At 27.0% G+C, this 17,731-nt stretch carries 13 protein-coding genes; 5 read left to right on the forward strand and 8 right to left on the reverse strand.

Going from position 1 to position 17,731, the window contains the following annotated elements; genetic code table 11:
- Window positions 1-648: 648 nt before the first annotated feature.
- On the forward strand, window positions 649-3,594 hold the full coding sequence (locus MBCUT_RS00770; RefSeq protein WP_169805336.1) for a beta strand repeat-containing protein: 2,946 nt from the start codon (window positions 649-651) through the stop codon (window positions 3,592-3,594).
- A gap of 377 nt (window positions 3,595-3,971) precedes the next feature.
- Here the strand turns inward: MBCUT_RS00770 and MBCUT_RS00775 are convergent, their stop codons facing one another.
- From MBCUT_RS00775 to MBCUT_RS00805, 7 genes are all read right to left on the reverse strand, one after another.
- A complete protein-coding gene (locus MBCUT_RS00775) occupies window positions 3,972-4,229 on the reverse strand; it encodes a hypothetical protein (protein ID WP_067257520.1) in 258 nt (85 codons plus the stop codon).
- Window positions 4,230-4,302: 73 nt separating this feature from the next.
- Window positions 4,303-5,433 carry a 7,8-didemethyl-8-hydroxy-5-deazariboflavin synthase subunit CofG gene (gene cofG / locus MBCUT_RS00780; protein WP_067257525.1) on the reverse strand — a complete coding sequence of 377 codons (1,131 nt, stop codon included), beginning with the start codon at window positions 5,431-5,433 and terminating at the stop codon, window positions 4,303-4,305.
- Between the two features lie 142 nt (window positions 5,434-5,575).
- A complete protein-coding gene (locus tag MBCUT_RS00785) occupies window positions 5,576-6,019 on the reverse strand; it encodes a DUF2120 family protein (protein WP_067257529.1) in 444 nt (147 codons plus the stop codon).
- A gap of 188 nt (window positions 6,020-6,207) precedes the next feature.
- Window positions 6,208-7,149, reverse strand: coding sequence for a GTP cyclohydrolase MptA (gene mptA, locus MBCUT_RS00790; protein ID WP_067257531.1), 942 nt, complete (start codon window positions 7,147-7,149; stop codon window positions 6,208-6,210).
- Window positions 7,150-8,009: 860 nt separating this feature from the next.
- Window positions 8,010-8,489 carry an Lrp/AsnC family transcriptional regulator gene (locus tag MBCUT_RS00795; protein WP_067257534.1) on the reverse strand — a complete coding sequence of 160 codons (480 nt, stop codon included), beginning with the start codon at window positions 8,487-8,489 and terminating at the stop codon, window positions 8,010-8,012.
- Between the two features lie 333 nt (window positions 8,490-8,822).
- Window positions 8,823-9,734 carry a methanogenesis marker 7 protein gene (locus MBCUT_RS00800; protein ID WP_067257537.1) on the reverse strand — a complete coding sequence of 304 codons (912 nt, stop codon included), beginning with the start codon at window positions 9,732-9,734 and terminating at the stop codon, window positions 8,823-8,825.
- A 421-nt stretch (window positions 9,735-10,155) separates the two neighbouring features.
- Window positions 10,156-10,755, reverse strand: coding sequence for a hypothetical protein (locus tag MBCUT_RS00805; protein ID WP_084270660.1), 600 nt, complete (start codon window positions 10,753-10,755; stop codon window positions 10,156-10,158).
- 459 nt (window positions 10,756-11,214) lie between these two features.
- Here MBCUT_RS00805 and comB point away from each other — a divergent pair, with 459 nt between their 5' ends.
- From comB to MBCUT_RS00825, 4 genes are all read left to right on the forward strand, one after another.
- A complete protein-coding gene (gene comB / locus MBCUT_RS00810; RefSeq protein WP_067257540.1) occupies window positions 11,215-11,928 on the forward strand; it encodes a 2-phosphosulfolactate phosphatase in 714 nt (237 codons plus the stop codon).
- A gap of 785 nt (window positions 11,929-12,713) precedes the next feature.
- Window positions 12,714-13,880: a TraB/GumN family protein gene (locus MBCUT_RS00815; protein WP_067257543.1), complete on the forward strand. Its 1,167-nt coding sequence runs from the start codon at window positions 12,714-12,716 to the stop codon at window positions 13,878-13,880.
- Between the two features lie 23 nt (window positions 13,881-13,903).
- Window positions 13,904-14,134, forward strand: coding sequence for a DUF1922 domain-containing protein (locus tag MBCUT_RS00820; RefSeq protein ID WP_067257547.1), 231 nt, complete (start codon window positions 13,904-13,906; stop codon window positions 14,132-14,134).
- 510 nt (window positions 14,135-14,644) lie between these two features.
- Window positions 14,645-15,973 (forward strand): hemolysin family protein, encoded by a 1,329-nt coding sequence (locus MBCUT_RS00825; RefSeq protein WP_067257550.1) that lies wholly within the window; start codon window positions 14,645-14,647, stop codon window positions 15,971-15,973.
- 155 nt (window positions 15,974-16,128) lie between these two features.
- Here the strand turns inward: MBCUT_RS00825 and MBCUT_RS00830 are convergent, their stop codons facing one another.
- Window positions 16,129-17,001 carry a TIGR00269 family protein gene (locus MBCUT_RS00830; RefSeq protein WP_067257553.1) on the reverse strand — a complete coding sequence of 291 codons (873 nt, stop codon included), beginning with the start codon at window positions 16,999-17,001 and terminating at the stop codon, window positions 16,129-16,131.
- Window positions 17,002-17,731 lie beyond the last annotated feature (730 nt).

The raw sequence follows: 17,731 nt of genomic DNA on the forward strand, positions 1-17,731 counted from the left end.
TTAGACTTTCATTAGGAAAATTCCTTTGAAACTATTCACCTTTGGATGTTTTCGTAGACGTAGTCTATGAAAACAAGGTTCCATGGGGTGTAGAAAAACCACTGCTATAAATGTGATGGAAACTCTCTCCTTCACGATGCATTGAGATTAAAAGGAATTGAATAGCTAACTAATTTTCATCATATCAATTAATCTATCTATCATTTGCATTTTTAAGAATCTCGTATAATTAAAAATACAATTTTTTATCTTTAAAAATCTTTTTATTTTTTTACTGTTTATTAATTTTTATATAGCTTTATCACTTATAAAACTTTATATGATTATGTATTTTTAGTTATAGTGTATTATTAAAAGTTTTTAGCGATTTATTTGTATTTTAAAAAGATTTTTAAATGTGATTTTATATTTTTGCAATTACTTCAAAAATTTATTATTTTTATTTTGGATTTTTTTCAGGTTTTACTAATTTTAAGTTCTTTTTATTGTTTTTTATTTATTTGTTTATGATATATATATATATATATATATATATTATTTTTCAATAAAGTTTATATATGGCATAGAATATAATTATTATCGGTTAATAGGTAGTGATTATTCTCTATTTATTTAACTGATTTTTATCAATAATTGAATGAAATGGAGGTGAAAAAAATAAAAAACTATAAAAAAGCAATACTGAAAACGAGTATACTAATAGCTACTATTTTATTATTAGCTATCAGCTTAAACTCCAGTTTTGCAGCTATTGTGAATGTTGACAATTCAACAGCTGGTGGAGGAATCCAACAAGGACTAATCAATGCAACAGATAATCAAAATACCATAAACTTAGCTACTGGAACCTACACAGGAACTAACAATACAGGAATAACTATCAACAAAAATGTAACAATACAAGGAAACGGACCTACTACCAATGTAATAATTAACGCACAAGGACAAAGACGAATATTCAACATGAGTGATAACTTGAATGTGACTTTCATAAACATAACATTCACCAATGGAAGAAGCACAGTTTATGTTGGAACAGTAAATACTTATGGTGGAGCAATATATAATACTTACAATACAACAACGATGACTTTCATCAATTGCACATTCACAAACAACAATGGAAATATTGGTGGTGCTATCTACAATTTGGGTCATAATATGAGTGTTAGTGGTTCTACCTTCATTAACAGCACTGGAAATATGCATGGTGGTGCTATCTACAATTTTGGTATTAATTTGAATGTTAGTGGTTCTACTTTCACTAACAACAAAGGAACTGTTGGTGGTGCTATCTACAATGATAATGCTAATATGAGTGTTAGTGATTCTACTTTCACTAACAACACTGCAACAACAACTACTGGTGGTGCTATTTCTAGTGATAAAGTTAATATGAGTGTTAGTGGTTCTACTTTCATTAATAACTCTGCAACTACTGATGGTGGTGCTATCCGTGGTGTTGGTGCTAATCTCAGTGTTAATGGTTCTACTTTCATTAATAACTCTGCAACTACTGGTGGTGCTATCCGTGGTGGTGCTAATTTCAGTGTTAATGGTTCTACTTTCATTAATAACTCTGCAACTACTAATGGTGGTTCTATCTATAATAGTGCTGATAATATACTTGTTAATTACAACCGTTTTCTTAATAATGCTGATAGTAATGGTTTTGATATGGTAACCACTAGAAGTAATACTAATGCTGATTTTAATTGGTGGGGTAAAAACAATATAAGTGGTAAAATTTCTGGTATTAACACCAATAATCATTATATTCTGAATATTACTAACTCTAGTAGTTTGGATAATCTTAATATTGGTGATAATGTTAGTTTTTCTCTGTTAGTATTGAATGATACTTTGACTAATGATGGTGTTGAAAATTTGCCTGATTTTGTTATTAATGGTACTTTTAATAGTGTAGCTTATAATTCTAGTCGTGCTGATAATTTTACTTATATCTTCACTATTTTATCTGTAGGAAATCAGACTGTACATGCTTATTTAGACGATCAATATGTGAATAGAACTTTTTACGCGATAAAGGGTTCTACTAATTCAACTATTGTTGTTAATCCTAATCCTGCCCAAATTGGTGAAAATATCACTGTTAGTGGTCAATTAGCTAATCATACAGGTATTGGTTTTGTTAATGTTACCGTTGATGGTAAACTCTTTACTAATGTAACTGTTGATGGTTCTGGTTATTGGGAGCTAAATTATACTGCTAATCGTACTGGAACTGATTTAGAGATTGTTGTTAGTTTTGCTGGTGATGGTAATTATGATGCTTTTAGTAATTCTACTACTTTCACAGTAGCTAAGAATAGTACTAATTCGACCATTGTTGTTAGTCCTAATCCTGCCCAGATTGGCGAAAATATCACTGTTAGTGGTCAGTTAGCTAATTATACAGGTATTGGTTTTGTTAATGTTACTGTTGATGGTAATCTCTTTGCTGATGTAATTGTTGATGGTTCTGGTTATTGGGAGTTAAATTACACTACTAATCGTACTGGTACTTTCGATATTGATGTTAGTTTTGCTGGTGATGGTAATTATGATGCTTTTAGTAATTCTACTACTTTCACAGTAGCTAAGAATAGTACTAATTCGACCATTGTTGTTAGTCCTAATCCTGCCCAAATTGGCGAAAATATCACTGTTAGTGGTCAGTTAGCTAATTATACAGGTATTGGTTTTGTTAATGTTACTGTTGATGGTAATCTCTTTACTGATGTAATTGTTGATGGTTCTGGTTATTGGGAGTTAGATTATACTACTAATTGTACTGGAACTGATTTAGAGATTGTTGTCAGCTTTGCTGGTAACGAAAATTACACAAGCTTTACTAATACTACTAGCTTTAATGTTACTAAATTAGCTGTTAATTCAACTATAAATATTCCAAAGGATGTTAAGGTTGGTAAAACCATAACAATTGATGGTGTGCTTGTTGATGAAAATAGAAATCCATTAGCTAATGCTCCAATTAATGTTACTGTTGGTGGTAAGGTTTATTCTTTGATTACTGATTCTAATGGTCGATGGAGTCTTACCTATAAACCAACTCATACTGGAATTATTAATACTGTGGTAAATTATGCTGGAAACGATAAATACTTTAGCTATACCAATACTACAACTTTTAATGTGGTAAAAGGTGAAGCTATTGTTGATATTGATGTGGTTAAAAATTCTGATGGATCTGTAGATGTAATTGTCACAGTAACAGACGAATACGGCGATCCAATACATGACTATAAAGTTAGTGTTGAATTGGATGGTAAAAACATTGGAAATATCGTCACTGATGTTCTTGGTATTGGAAGAATCCATATACCAAACAGTAAACTCAGTGAGGGTAAACATGTGATTACAGCTACATCTGATAATGCAAACTACAATCTTAGTCCAATTTCAGTTGAATTTGAAACCCAAAACAACAAAAATGATACTAATAATACTAATAAAACAAGTGATAATCCAGTAGCTATAGCTACTATGAAAAATACAGGAATACTGATAATAGCTATCATATTAGTATTGATAACCATATTTGGAATAAGTATTAGAAGAAAACAAAATTAAACATTTTTTAGGAGGATTTATTTATTTTCTCCTCTATTTATTTATTTTTTTTATTCATATCTGTAATTTGTTAACTAATTAAAGTTTTTTATTGTTTATCGATTAATTTTATAATATTATGAGAGTGTCTCATAATTACTTTTTAACTAAACAAATCTACAAGATTTGAATAAATTATTCAGATAAATTAAGAGGGTCGGCCAAAATTCCATATTATCTTGTCAAAATCTTAAGAAAATCCTTTGTTTAGCAAAAGAAGAAACTTTTTTTGAAAAAAGCTATTTTTGGCCGACCCTCATTAAACAAAAAAAAGAAAATCTCGATGATTTTTACAAATTTGTTCATACAAAACTTAATTATGAGACACTTCCTTTAGTTTATTTTTTTCTATTATATGTTGTTAAACCCATTATGGATAATAGTACCATTATTATTACTACTATTGGCACTCCTGTTGGTTTCATACTACCTTGAACTGTTGGATTGTTATTATGTTCCATTACTACTTGATTTTGAGTTGGTGTAGGTTCTGGTGGGGTTGGTGGAATTGGTGGTGGTAAAATTGTAGCTTCTTCAAGATTTTGCACTTCATTGTTAGTTACAAAGGTGTATAAAACATCTCCACTAGTATTCAAAGTAATACTGAAAGTATTATAAGTCTAAAATAAGCAAGAGTATTAATCCTTATATCATTATTGTTTGATATTTCTATAGGCTATGACTTAAATGTAATGTTTTGTTTAAGAGTTCATTATTTAAATAATTCTTGTTCATATATTTTGGATAAATAGCCAATCTTTCTTCTAATTTTAAACCTCCATCTGAGGTTAATTCTTTTAAATGCTTAATTTTTGGCCATTTTGATTCAGGATTCACATAGTCCGTACTGACTGGTGAAACTCCTCCCCAATCATCTGCCCCACAAAGTAAAAAAGTTTGACATGTGTCATAATTTAAATTTGGAGGGACTTGAATAGATACTTCATCAAACAATATTTTAGCTACAGAAACGGTTCTAATCATATCTAAAAGTGAAGGCTCTTTAACTTTTTCCATAGGGATCCCTGGCTTAGGTCTGAAATTTTGAATTATTATCTCTTGAATATGCCCATATTTATCATTTAGTTTTTTTATTTCTAGAAGAGATTCAGCTATTTCCTCTTTTGTTTCACCAATTCCTATGAGAATTCCTGTTGTATATGGAATTTTTAATTTCCCTGCATTAGATATCGTTTTAATTCTAAGAGACGGTTTTTTACCAGGACTATTTTTATGAGCTATAGTATCCATTAAACGCTCAGAAGAACTTTCTAACATTAGTCCCATAGAAACATTAACTTCTTTTAAGGCTTTCATTTCTCCATAACTCAGAATTCCTGCATTTGTATGTGGAAGTAGATTAGTTTCATTCAATGTAGCTTCACAAATATCATAAAGATATTCAAGCATACTTCCAAAGCCTTTTTTAGCAAGTGAAGATTTAACTATTGTTTCATGGTCAGCTTGCTCCCCAAGAGCAAACAATGCCTCTTTACAACCATATTTTTCTCCAAACTTTAGTTCTTCAATTGTTTCTTTTTTAGATTTCAAAATAACTGCTTTAGGCTCAGAAGGATCTTTTCTAAATGTACAGTAACCACAATAATTCCTACAAATCTCAGTTAGAGGAATAAAAATATTTTTAGAATAAGTTATAATATCATTTTTTCGTTTAGAATTAGCTATTCTCATAAGTGTATTAATATCATTTTGTTTTGTATTTAGTAAAGTTATAATTTCTTCTTTTTTTAGATTTCCTTTATTTAAATTAAAATTAGATATATTGGAAATTGAATTCATAGAAATCCCTAATTTTTCATGCAAATATGATTAAAAATAGCTATTATTATTCTCATTAATATAAATTCATCCTTATCTTGTTATTCTTTAGTAATTGTTCATGTTAATAATTTTCTAAAGATTATTAAAGATAATCATATGATTATTCTTTTTCATCATCAGAAACTACAACTTCAACAAAAATAGGACCAACATCAGCTTTGTCTTTCCAAATAACAACAAATACTCCTGCATGAGCTAAATTCATAAGTTTGAATTCAACGGCTAAATTCAGCTCTTCTAATGATTTTTTCATCCTCATGATTCCATTAGAATCAGTGTCTCCATTAATTGTAATGTTAGAACGTATTTGCTCATCCATTCTGTTTATAAGTTTTGAAGCTTCTTCAGAAACAGAATCAACTTCAGTTCCTTCAAGAATTTCTAGGATTTCTTCTAATTTTTTCCCCATTTCAGAAATAGCTATTTTTTGCGACGATGTTCCTCTAACAATAAGGATCATTTCACTATCCATAGCTGCTCTTGATCCTTTGAAAGCTTCTAAATGTTCAATTACTTTTCCTGCAATTTTATGCAATTTAACCATAAGATCCCTATTTTTAAATTTGATTAGTTAATTAATAATTATGGATTCTGTCTATTTCACGGAATTGTTTTATTTAATTCTTTTATTTAGTTAAGTATTGTTGTGGCTAGTTTATTTAGTTAAGTATTATTTGGTCACGGTTTTGTTTTTTATTTAATTCATTTTTTTCTTTTTCTTGGCTAGTATTTTTAGATCATATCATGGATTTCTTCTTTTAATTCACCCATTGTTGATATTTTCTCAGCAAATGCGTTGTGTCTGTGGATACTCTCTTCATTAACTTGACGAACTGTAACTAAGGTATCATTAGGGAGATGAGAGTAATTTTTAATTATTTTTTCAATCATATTTCTAACACAATCTTCTACAAAAGCTGGTTTTTGATGAGCATTAATAACAACTGCATTTTCATCAGGTCGTTTTAATAATTCACAAACTGGAGAACTCATGGATTCCTCAATGATTTGTATTATATCTTCACCACGGACTGTTTGATTTTCAGGAACTTCAATCATCACAGTACCAATTCCACGTTGATTATGGGAAGCAAAAGTGACAGTGTCTAATACTTTTTGAGTAGTTTCTTCATCTAAAAACTCTAATAGCTTTGTTTTATCTGATTCCATAACAGATTCTTGAGCACAAGGACAAACAGTCATTCCTATTACTTCTGCTCCAATACTCTTTCGAATTTTTATTTTTTCATCTTCTCTATAACCAATAGCTTTAGCCACAAGCTTAGTTATTTCTTGAGTTTTATTTTTGGTGACTGGTGATTTTTTTATAAACATGTAATCACTGGTCATTCTAACTTCAGCCATTTTCGCATATTTGTGTTTTTCCATCATTGTATGAACGATTTTTGCACATAATGACTCCACTTCTACAAAACTGCTATTTACAACTTCTTCTACCACTTCACTAATAGCTTCTGGGCTTCGAGACATATGAATGCCTCTTTGGTTATTAGGAAGATCTACAAAAGCATCAAATGTAGGAAGTAATACTATAGGTCTTTTATCACTTCTTTCAATTTTTAAAAGCTTTTTTACACCAGTAACTCCCACTCGAGTTAAGTGAACAGGAATTCTAGGTATATTATCTTGAGTATCAGGGAAACAAACTACCAAATTTACACCACATAGTGTTCATTTTTTTTAAATAATGAATTAAAGCTATTGATTAATATAATAAGATATATTCAATCAATATAATTGTTATATTTCTAGATATAACTTTTAAATTCATAATCTTACATAAACATAATTTTAATTAAGAATAATCTCTTAGAAATTATTTAATTTTAGAAGTATAATTAATTATTAATATATAGATAACTCTTTCACTGATATATCATTTAAAATTATCTAAAACTTTTCTTAAAATTTTTCAGTAAAATCCTATAAATAATTTATATTCTATATTATATAAAAATTATAATCATATTCATGATTATTATCTTATATTATCTCATTTTGTATTATCGCATATGATTTCATCTTGTATTATCTTATATTATCTTATTTTGTATTATCGCATATGATTTCATCTTGTATTATCTTATATTATCTTATTTTGTATTATCGCATATGATTTCATCTTGTATTATCGCATATGATTTCATCTTGTATTATCTTATATTATCTTATTTTATATTATCTTTGATATTTTTTCATCTTTTTGTAATATAAATGAATATTCTATTGAAATTATCATAATGATGTAAATAATAACTCTACTATCATATTTGCCTTCCAATTTTTAAAAGTTTAATTGAACTAGCTGTTTTTAAGTAATTTCTGCCACTAATCACTATCAATAAAAAATGAAATAAAATATAATAACGTAATGATATATGAATGTGATTGATAATATTATCAATAAGATATAATCTAGGAGAATTATTATTATAAATGGATAATAAAAGAGTATAAATAGTAAAAAACAATAAAAGAGTAATAATAACGAACGAATCAATTATATCCTTTATTTAAAAACTATGGGATAACCCAATTTCCTCTTTTACTATATTTAAAACTGTTTGCGTGTAAGTTCTTTCAATATGTGGTTCTTTTAGTAATTCTTTTATGAAATGGTCTAATTCATCAGTGTCTCTAAATTTAGCTACTAAAAATGCATCATATTCTCCAGTAACATCATAGATACTTAATACATTCTTACTAAAAGAGGTTTTATTTTCCCAATTTTTTAGCTTCCCTCCTTTAATTCTAACTCCTATAATAGTTGTAAGACCATATCCTAACTTTCTATGATCCATAATAGGGGCAAATTTTTTAATAACTCCAGTTTTTATCATTTTGTCAACTCGATTATGCACCGTTCCTACAGAAATGTCTAAATCTCTTGAAATTTGCCTATAAGGTATCCTAGCATCTTCATTGATTATTTTAAGTATCTTCCGATCGTTTTCATCGAGCATTACATATTCTTCTTTTTGGTTTTCACTCATTTTAACATCTCTATATAATTATAGGAAATTTATAGATTACCCTTCTTAAAAAACAAAATATCTAAATATGATATTCTAATTTTCTCCTGAATTAATTATATTTATAAGATTATCTTAATTATTATTAATTATTTACATCAATATTATAAAAATTATTTGAAATTGATTAATTAATATAAAGAATTCGCAGGACTAAATGAAATTTTATATAAATAAGATAAATCCAACTAGCATATAAGTAAGATAAATTCAACTATCATATAAATAAGATAAATCCAACTAGCATTTGAAATAGTTTTTTCATCTGAGTAAATCAGATTCTATTTTATTAAATTAGATAATAGAAGTTTCACTTAATAGCTTAACTAAAATATAATCATACATATAAGATTTTTTAATTTCTGCTATCTTTTTCAAAGGATTACCATTTATTGTAACATTAGCTATTTCTTCATGGTATTTATCATAGTCTAATTTTATTCTAACACCATCTAGCTGACTTGTAACAGGGGTTGGAGAAATAACTTCATTAATAGCTGGAATCTGATTTTCAATAGCATTTTTAACTAGTATAGAAGGAACAAGAGGGGGATCTTGAGCCATATCTCTTCTTTTATTATCTAAGATATTTTCAACTACTTCAACTAATTTTCTGAGAGCTCTTATATTTTCTCCTCTCTTTAATCTTCTTGGAACTCTTCCAAGCCCACTGATATATGCATCTGCTCCAGGGAGGTCTTCAATATCTATTTCTGGAGCTCCTGTGACAATAACTGGAATGTCAATGTCATCGAATAGGAAAGTTTTATCCATGATGCATTGTTTAAAACTACCTAGTGCATAAATAGCTAAATCATGCTCTTCAATTAGTTTTTTTTCATGTTCAGTGATTCCAGCTATTCCTTTACCTGCTCCACGAGCAAGTCCTATCATGTTGTCTTTAGCACCATATCTTCGAAGATATTCAGAAATATCACATGCAGCATGAGGTAAATGATGTCTCGCAAGGGTTGGAGAAACAATAGCTAACTCTGTACCTGCCATAGGTGCAACTGAAATTTTTCCAAGTAATTCTTTTGACTTTTCTTTAACTTTTTCAACATCATCGATAGGAACTGCAAGATTTAAAATTAAATCCATCTGTAATATGTTTTCTTGAAGAATAAATCCTCCTAAATCTTCAATGAGTTCTTTCAATTCTTCACTTTTATGAACTCCACCAGCATATGTTAAAGTTTCATACATAATTATCATCTCCAAATATTAAACCAAGTACTGAACCGTGAAAAAACTCGTTACTTGCAAAAACTCGTCACTGTGCTAATTGTCTAGTAATAATATATGGCATAATCATATTTTTTGTTTCTATGAATAAGATTAAATGAAATTATTATTAGTCTTATTATTAGTTTACTATTATTAATTAGTCTTTTTTTTTACTGTTAATTAATTAGTCTTATTATTAGTTTACTATTATTAATTAGTCTTTTTTTTTTACTGTTAATTAATTAGTTTTATTATTATTTTACTAATTATTTTAGTACTTTTTTCACTGTTAATTATTAGTTTTATTATTATTTATTAATCTAATAAATTTTTAATAATTAACAATTTCTGATATACTTAGTAATTTTGTCATATTCAATTAATAAAACTATTCAAAAAATCATTCAATTAGATTATTGTTCAATAGAGAATATCTTGATTCAGCTCTTCTAATAGGATCTTTTGAAACATTTTTATGAGTAGGAACTTCAATAGCAATATGTTCATCCTTTTCAATGTTTGCAATCTTCATGTAATCAGGATACACAATATATTTATACAGTTCATTATCTATATCAAAACCCATATCTTCTATTATATCTTTAAGGAATTTTGAATATACTTTGACCTTAATTTTAGAATTTTTTTCCATCAATACTCTTTTTTCCTTCTTATCTGTCCATTTTGAAGCTATTCCATAAGACTTAAGAATATTTTCAATTTCACATTTAAATGGTGTTCTATTTCCTCTGTATTTTGAAACTTTTTTAATACTTTCAGCTATTTGTGAGAATGTGTTAAGCTTAATGTTCAGTGAGTCCATGTTTGTTTTATTCTCAGATAATAAAATAGCTAAATCTCCTTCTTCTTCATCTGGATTTTTATTAACTTTATAATTTTTAATTTCTGCGAACTCAAGTATTTTTTCGCACATAGGAGTTGTAACAATCCTAAGATTAGAATTTCCTGCTTTTTGGCGTGATTCAAGATTATTCTTCATAATATCTTCTTTTTTGAATAATTTTCTTTGACTAATAGTGTACTAATGCCGTAATTCTTGATTTATCATTTTGTTTCTTTTTATTTAATAGTTAATTCCCAAATTATAAATATTGAAAATAACAATTTTAGAATATAAAAACAATATATTAATAAAGGACAATGTATTATAAAAGACAACATTATCATAAAATAAAGACAATATTATCATAAAATAAAGACAATATTATCATAAAATAAAGACGATATACTTAAAACAATATATTATGAAAATAATATATTAAATATAATAAAACAATATATTATAATTAATTTATATAATTAATTTATCTTTAATTAACATATTTTTTTACTTTATAACATTTACAAATTTAAATTTTTTAATTGTATCAAAATTATCATTTTAAATATTAATTTACTTTATTCAACTAATTGAATATTATAATTTTGGGTGTAACTAATGAAAATTACATTAAACTTTGAGAGAACAATTTCTACAGATGTTTCTATCATGGTTGACTTGTTAAGAGCAAGTACAACGATAACTATGGCTTTAGATAAATTTAAAGAGATAATACCAACATTAACTACAGAACAAGCTAAAAAAATAGCTATTAAGACTGGAGGATTATTAGCTGGTGAGAGAAACGGAGCTACTTTAGAAGGTTTTGATATTGGAAATTCTCCAATAGATATTGCTAGTTATAATGTAAATTCGAAATTAGGAACAGATAAATTAATACTGACAACTAGTAATGGAACAAGAATATTGGAAGATATGGATTCAAAAGTGTTGGTGGGATGTTTTGCCAATTGTAAATCAGTAGCTAAAGCTGCATTGAAATTAGCTAATAATCATATTGATGTGGTAATGGCAGGAGTTAATGGGAATTTTGCAATAGAAGATTTTTTAGCCAGTGGAGATATATTATATTGGCTTCAAGAGTATAAAGATGTTTATAATATAGATAATGTGGAAATCAGCGAATATGCTCAAGGAGCTATTTTAGCAATCTCTGATGATAACTTGGTTAATGAAGCTATTTTAAATTCAAGTTCAGCTAAACGGTTAACTGATATTGGATTTAAAAAAGATGTTGATTTTTGTATAAATAGAAATATTTCTAATAATGTAGCTATTTATGATAATGGAGCCTTAAAGTTGTTTAAATAATAATATTTAAATAATTATAGATAATATTCTTTACTTTTATATCAACTTAGAATAAGCTAACCTTGATTCTATTAGAGGATATTCTTCATAATTATTGTAACCTTATTTTTATATTAACTTAGAATTAGATACGTTTGATTCTATTAGAGGATATTCTTCATAATTATTGTAACCTTATTTTTATATTAACTTAGAATTAGATAAGCTTGATTCTATTAGAGGATATTCTTCATAATTATTGTAACCTTATTTTTATATTAACTTAGAATTAGATACGTTTGATTCTATTAGAGGATATTCTTCATAATTATTTTAATTAATTTCAAAATTTTTCTAAAAGATTTTTTTTATCATGAAGTTTTAAATAAAGCTTTATATGATATTAGTTACATATTATTATAGCTAAGAAGTTCAAGAATTATCCAAATTATAAATAGTGGATTTGTTTTAAAATGATTCATTATTCTTAAATTATTTAACCAATATTAATTTTGGATTTAAAAGATTAATCTGGTTAATATATCATCGATAATTATCAAATAATCTAATAACCAAATTATAAAAGAAATTATAAAAGAAATTATAAAATAAATTGCAAAAGAAATTATAAAATAAATTATAAAAGAAATTATAAAATAAATTGCAAAAGAAATTATAAAAGAAATTGCAAAATAAACTATAAAGAATTTATAAATCTATATGACATATATAATATTAAATTAATTATTTTAATGATTATTGATTCTTTTATTATGAGTTTTTATTGATTACGAGTGTTTTTTAAAATGAAAAGAGAAATTTTAACAATTATAGGAACTGCTCATGTTTCTCAAGAAAGTGTAGAAGAAGTAAAAGATGCAATTTATGAGCAACAACCTGAAGTTGTGGCTATTGAGCTGGATAAAGGTAGATATGAACGTTTACTTCAAGAAGCCGCAGGCATGGAAGAGGCAGATGAAGAAATCTCTGTCACTGGTATCATTAAGGAAAATAAAGTTGGTCTTTTTGTCGCAAGTGGTATTTTAACATATATCCAAAGTAAGATTGGAGAAGACTTAGATATCAAACCAGGTTCTGAAATGATTGCTGCAATGGAAGCAGCAAATGATGTTGGAGCTAAAATAGCTTTAATTGATAGAGATATTAATATAACTTTACAAAGAGCTTTAAATCAAATGAGTTCATGGGAAAAGCTTAAATTTTTATTTAGTTCAGTTTGGTCTTTATTTTCAAGTGGTGATGAAATTGAGAGCATTGAAGATTTAAAAGAAGCTGATACTTTAGATGAGATAATGGAATACTTCAAAGAGATGTCACCCAAAGCTTATCAAGTACTTGTTAAGGAAAGAGATGCTTATTTAGCAAACAGCTTATTAAATATAGAAGAAGATCATGTCATTGCAGTGGTTGGAGCAGGCCATCAAAAGGGGATGAACCATTATTTAGATCATCCTGAAGACATACCTCCAATGGATGATCTTCTTAACATCGAAAAAAAAGGATTTCCTTGGTTAAAGATTATTTTAGCAGCTATACCAATATCATTTGTTGTGATATTTTTTCTGGCTTTTTTAAATGGTGTAAACATAGAGGGAAATTTAATAGAGTTTCTACTTATTGGAGGAGGAACTGCTTTTATAGGGTCTATTCTTGCAGGATCTAAAATTCAATCAGCATTAGTTGGATTTATAGTAGCTCCTTTAACTATAATTCATCCATTACTAGCAGCAGGATGGTTTTCAGGATTAACTGAAGCAAAATATAGGAAAGTAAGAAGAAGTGATATATCCAATTTAAGTAAAGTTCATTCTTTAAGAGATCTTTGGAATAATAACATATTCAGAATTTTGCTCGTGGTTATTGGGACAAATTTAGGAGTTAGTGTAGCTACATTACTTATACTCCCATCTAGAGTTTTTATTCCTCTGTTTTTCAAATTATTTGGAGGATAAGATAATATTAAAGGAGAGATAATATGTATATCATTTTCCGTTGTGATTGTGGTAGAGTATTATATGCAAAAGAAGGTGTAGCTACTCGAAAATGTGTTTGCGGGAAATCAATTAAAACAAAATCTCGTAGAATATTTAAAAAAATAGAGACATCAGAAGAAGCATCAGAAGCAGTTCGTCAAATGCAAGAAGAAATACATGGAAAAACTGGCTTCACAACTGCAAATAATATTAAATATCATAAAAGGGGTTAAAAAACTTTATAAGCTTGACATTAAAAATTAGATTTTCGATATTAAATTTTGATATGGGTTTTGTTTATTAAATTTTGATATGGGTTTTGTTTATTAAATTTTGATATGGGTTTTGGTTTATTAAATTTTGATATAATTTTATATAATAACTATCTAGTATTAATTTTAATAAACTATAAAAATCATTAACTATAATAATAAATTTAATAAAAGATTATCTTTGAAAATTATTTTTCATTTATTATATACTCAAATTGTTAATAATTATAAATAGATTATAATAATCATTAATAAAAATAACAAATCCATTAGTAATTTTAATAAAGATATGAAATTCATTTTAAAGAATATTTAAATAATAATTATCCTGAAAATTGATATTGTTTTGATATTGTAAAAGCTTTGATGTTATAAAGAATCAAAATTATATTAACAGTAATACTGATAACACTAATAAATTTTATAAAAATTAATGGAAATTTATATTATAAAGGAATTAAAGAAATGGCGATGAATCTTTACTTAGAAATATTGATATTGGTAATTTTAATAATTTTAAATGGATTATTAGCAATGTCAGAAATGGCGATTGTTTCGTCACGGAGAATTAAACTTCAAAAGATGATGAAACAAGGTCAAAAAAATGCTGAAATAGCTATTGAATTGATTGAAGATCCAAATCAATTCTTATCAACAACACAGATTGGAATTACACTTATAGGGATATTAACAGGGGCTGTTGGTGGAGCTACCTTGTCTAGGCCTGTTGCAGACTTTTTGGTACAATATTTCCCTTATGGGGATGTAATAGCTATACTTATAGTAGTTCTAATCACAACTTATTTCACATTAGTCATTGGGGAATTAGTTCCAAAAAGAGTTTCATTAAATAATCCTGAAAAAATAGCGGTTAAAATAGCTAAATACATGAAAATATTGTCTAAAATTTGTGGACCCCTTGTACCTATTTTGAGCAAATCTACAAATTTTGTATTAAGAATTTTAGGAATAAACAAAACCAAAGAAAGCTTGGTCACTGAAGATGAAATTAAACTTTTAATTGAAGAAGGAATAGAACATGGTACTATAGAGAAAGAAGAAGAAGATATCATTAAAAGAGTTTTTCGTTTAGACGAGCAAAAAATTGACATGTTAATGACTCCAAGGACTGATATTGTATGGATTGATCTTGATGAAGGGATAGATGAATTAAAAAAGAAGATAATTCAAAGTGAAAGATCTATTTTCCCAGTAGCAAAAGGTGAATTAGATAATATACTGGGTGTTGTCCAAACAAAAGATATTTTGAGTTCTTTATTCGTAGATGGAGATATAAATCTTGAGATTTGTTTAAAAAAACCATTAATAGTGCCAGAAAACCTTCCATCTCTTCATATATTAAAACAATTTAAAGAGAATAAAGAATATGTGCATATGGCATTAGTGGTAGATGAATATGGGAGTGTTGAAGGTCTTATCACATTGAATGATGTATTAGAGGGTATTGTAGGAGATATTCCAGGTATTGATGAAACTGATGATCCTACAGCCATACAAAGAAAAGATGGGTCCTGGTTAATTGACAGTGGTTTAGCTATTGATAGATTCAAAGAACTTTTTGAAATTGAAGAAAATATGCCTCAAGAACAAGAAGATAATTATACAACATTAGCAGGGTTCGTTTTAAGCTATTTAGGTAAGATCCCTGAAACTGGAGAAGTTTTTGATTGGACAGATCTTGAATTTGAAATCGTAGATATGGATGGATACCATATAGACAAAATTCTTGTTAAACAAATAAATAGAAATGAAGAAGAGAAAATTTATGATGAAAATTAGCACTAGAATTATTTAAATTTTCGAATTATTTTAGTATCACTTTAGTATCACTTTAGTATCATTTTAGTATTACTTTAGTATTACTATTACTTTACTATTACTTTACTATTACTTTGTACATAAGAATAATGATATATTATTTATTCTTTTGTATGTTAACTATCAGTCAGATCTTTACACATGATGATATCTTTTATTTCACAAGCTTTACAAACAATGGCAGAACTAGGTTCACCACATCTTTCACATTCATTAAGAACAGGCTTTGAGACTTCAATATCGAAAATTTCCTTAAATGATTCCATGATATTTAATTTTACTCCAGAATTTTTTGATTCAGTCTGATTTAAAAAATTCTTTGTTTTTGCTCTAAGTGAGAGATTTGAATATGGACATTCATCAAGATGAATATTTATATCATTCATCACGGCCCAAGTTCCAACATCCTTTTCAGAAGTGTTCCATAGTGGTTTTATTCTAGGAACTAACTTGGGATGAATTCTATCTAGTTTTGGTCCAAATTTTGAGAACTTCAATGTATCTGCCCTCGCAAAACTCATTAGAAAGGATTGTATTTCATCATCGAGATTATGACCAGTAGCTATTTTATCTGCTCCAATTTCATAAGCTGTTTTGTTTAATATGGTTCTTCTAAATACTCCACAAGGAATACAAGCACTTTTAAATTCACTATAAACATCATCAAGTGTGAAATCTACTTCTTCACTAAAAGATTTTTTTATTAATTCAATCCCAAGGTTTTTGGCATTGAATATTGCTGAATCAATTCCATGCTGCCTATAGCCAGTTATACCTTCATCAACAGAAATAGCTATTATATCAAAATCATGAAAATCAGGGTTATCTTGGAGCTTAGATAGTGCATGAAGTGTTAATACACTATCTTTTCCTCCAGAAAGGGCAATAGCTATTAAATCTCCTTCTTCAATTAGATTATAAGTATTCACTAATTTTTCAATCCTTGAAAATAATTTTTCATTGAATTTATTTTTATCTAAAATAGCCATTAAATCACATTTTGCTCGTGGTAGTTATTTTTAATTAATATTAATTTTTTTTTATTGATATCAATTACTTAATTGTATCAATTAGTTTTAATAATATCAATTACTTAATTGTATCAATTAGTTTTAATAATATCAATTACTTAATTGTATCAATTAGTTTTAATAATATCAATTACCTTTAATTAATGATTTTAATTTCATACTATTTTATTTTTTATATTACGAGTCGAGGTCAAAAGTCAAATTTCTAGAAAAACAATTAAAAATAATTCTCATATTTATATTTGGAATTAATATATAGTATTTTTCCAAACTTTTTTGACATGGACAAAACAATAATGGAAAATATTTTTTTCCATTTTGTAAGTATTTATTCTGTTTTTAAAGGTTTTTAGAGCTTTTTTCCAAACTCAATTTTAATGATCGAATGTTAGATAAGTCACGAGAAGTACTATAATTGCTGAATTATAGATTAATTTTTTTAAATAACAGCTATTTAAACTTTAATCAACATTTTTTAAATGAAAAATAATCATTGAAAATATTGTGAAAAATAAAACAAGTTAAAGGATTTATAGGTCATTTTTTTCATAAATTTTTTGTGATAATTCTTAAATGAAAAGGATGGATGGAAAATTAGATGATAAGTTAAATTGGTTGTTTTTGTGAATGAGTTGATTTTTTTTCTTTATTTTTTGTTTTGTTGTTTGTGTATTCTTTAGGTGTTTAG

Source organism: Methanobrevibacter cuticularis (assembly GCF_001639285.1).
GTDB classification, from domain to species: Archaea; Methanobacteriota; Methanobacteria; order Methanobacteriales; family Methanobacteriaceae; genus Methanobaculum; species Methanobaculum cuticulare.